The sequence below is a fragment of the Butyrivibrio sp. NC3005 genome (assembly GCF_000424545.1).
In the GTDB taxonomy this organism is placed as follows: Bacteria; Bacillota; Clostridia; order Lachnospirales; family Lachnospiraceae; genus Butyrivibrio.
On sequence record NZ_AUKC01000084.1, the window covers coordinates 1 to 2,682 of the forward strand.

Annotated in this window: 2 protein-coding genes; both read left to right on the forward strand. The window is 35.5% G+C overall.

Annotated features, from left to right (window positions below; translation table 11 throughout):
• Positions 1-305 precede the first annotated feature (305 nt).
• Complete coding sequence (locus tag G634_RS0114750) at positions 306-569, forward strand: hypothetical protein (protein ID WP_026505906.1); 264 nt, start codon at positions 306-308, stop codon at positions 567-569.
• Between the two features lie 275 nt (positions 570-844).
• Positions 845-2,569, forward strand: a complete 1,725-nt coding sequence (locus G634_RS19515; RefSeq protein WP_196805387.1) for a S1C family serine protease — start codon at positions 845-847, stop codon at positions 2,567-2,569.
• Positions 2,570-2,682: the final 113 nt, after the last annotated feature.

A 2,682-nucleotide genomic window follows, 5' to 3' on the forward strand; every position in this document is an offset into this window, starting at 1 on the left:
GATGCCCTAAAAGGCAACCACAACGTAGATTGTGGCAATAGGAAGCACGCGACTTTAGTCGTGTGAGGCTTCACTTTGGACTGTGTAAATGGTCTTTGCAGTAAAACAGTTGTCTACTCAGAAGAGTTATATTAGCTAAATGTTAGTTAATTAGAATGAAAGGAACTGATGCAACTTTGAGGAATACCTCAACTCATTAGTTCCTTTTTTTACAGCTTATGAGTGCCTATGACTTATTATATAATAGTAAGCAGATGGCAGTTGTCTTAATAAGCAATATCAATTTTTAGTCAGATGGAGAAAATATGTTTCGTTTATGGGTACGACTATTTGAAAATGGTCATATGTTAAAAGATGTAGTAATTGAAGATGGTTCTGAAGATAGCAGGACTCACAAAGTAATGAATTCATTGGAAAAAGCCTGCTATGAATTTGATTTACCAAAACCAATATGGCTAAAAAACAATGTTTATGACTTTCAAATTCATTCAAAATGCAGATTTACCAAAGATAGTTTTATAGAAATTGTTGGCTTTGATTATATGGAAATTCAGATAATCGAGGAATAATAAGTTGTTTTATATAGAAATTCAAATAATGCTGTGTATCTCCGATAAAATATGAAGAAGTGCCTAAATGTATCATGGTGATATGTAGACATCACATAGATTATATATTTTTTCTATATATGTCAAAAAGAAAAAGGCGAAAACCCACAGGCTCGCCTGTGGGTTTTCGCCTACGTTAAGCTAAAATTTACTTTATTACACAAAATGGTCACAAATGGAGTTTATTATAGTAAAATAAGAAAAAAGTCAGAATTTTCATGAATGGAGAAAAGGATATGGAAAAAGATGAAATATTTGAAAAGGAGAACTCATTAAGTTCTAGTGCAGGCGGAAACGAGAACGAAAAAGTTGAAGTTCAAAGTACTGAAACATCGAATGTATCTACCACAACATCAGAGAATAAAACTTCTCAGGATACTTATCAGTCAGGAAGCTATCAGACTACTAAAATGTCAGATACAGCATCTTTGTCTGGAAGAAATCAAAATTCCCAAAGCACAGGAAGTTATCAGTATTACGGAAACGCACAAGGATACCATAATACAGGTTATTCACAAAGCGCCGCAAATACAAGTAATACAGGTGTCTTTCAGAATTCAGTAAATACAGGTAATTCTCAAAATATAGGAAATACAAGTAATACGAGGTATTCTCAGAATACAGTAAATACCAGCAATAAAGGTTATTCCCAGAATACAGCAAATACAGGTAATTATTCAAACTATGCAGCAGGAGGAAGTCAGCAAAGATACGGTAATTATCAGTACAATGCCAATGGTGCATATGGAGCAAACATAGCAAATAGTAATGGAGCTCAACCACAAAAGCCTAAAAAGGGTGTATTTAAAAGACTTCTTGCATTTGTTCTAGTATGCGCAGTTTTATGCGGACTTGCAGCTGGTGGATATTACGCTGTACGTCATACAGATTTTTTTGTCAAAAATAAAAAAGACACTAGAAAAGTTGCAACAACTGAGTCTTCCATTGCCGCTGATAGTAATAGTAGTAAGAAATCAGAAAATGGCGACAAGACTGTTGTAACAGACGTTACACAGGTTGTTAAACAGAATATGCCAGCTATTGTGGCAATTGATAACAATTTCACTCAGAGTGTTAATTCTTATTGGGGCAAAATTGGAGAGCAGGAAGTTACAGCTAATGGTTCAGGTATTATTATAGGAAAAAATGATACTGAACTTTTGGTTGTAACTAACAACCATGTTGTTGAAGGTGCAGACGAACTTAAAGTTCAGTTTATTGATGGTTCTAAGGCGGGAGCCAATATCAAAGGTACAAATGCCGATATGGATTTGGCAGTAATTGCAGTTAAACTTCAGTCTCTGTCTGATGATACTATGAGTCAGATTGCAATTGCTACACTTGGTAACTCTGATAATCTTCAGTTAGGTGAGCCGGCAATTGCCATTGGTAATGCACTTGGATATGGACAGTCAGTAACTGTAGGTGTTATAAGTGCATTAAATAGAGCGGTTGCAAATGGAAAAGGCAGTGAAGGAACATTCCTTCAGACTGATGCTGCTATTAACCCGGGTAACTCTGGAGGAGCGCTTCTTAATTCCAAAGGCGAGCTTATTGGAATAAACTCCGCAAAGTATGCAGCTCAGGATGTAGAAGGAATGGGATTTGCTATTCCAATTTCTATAGCAAAACCTATTATCGATGAACTTATGAATGAAGAGACTAAGTATAAAGTTGACAAGGACAAGAAGGGATACCTTGGTGTAACAGTATATACTCCTACTGGGGTAGATGGAGCTTATGTAGCATCAGTGGCTAAAAATTCAGCAGCAGAAAAAGCTGGAATCAAGGCAGGAGATATTATTACAAAGCTCAACGACACAGAGATTAATTCAAGAGATGATTTGATTAACAACCTTTCATTCTTTGGAGCAGGAGAAAAAGTCAAGGTTAAAGTCCTTAGAAAAGGTGCAAGTGGCTACGAAGAGCATGAACTGGAGGTTACTCTTCAGAAAAAGTAATACAAGCATCAAAACGGACTACATAAATCAAAAACCTATAATTTATTGTTCTGGATACTTAGTAGATTAGTTTTACTGGCTTGTAATATTTCATGAGCAGAACTGTTTATAAA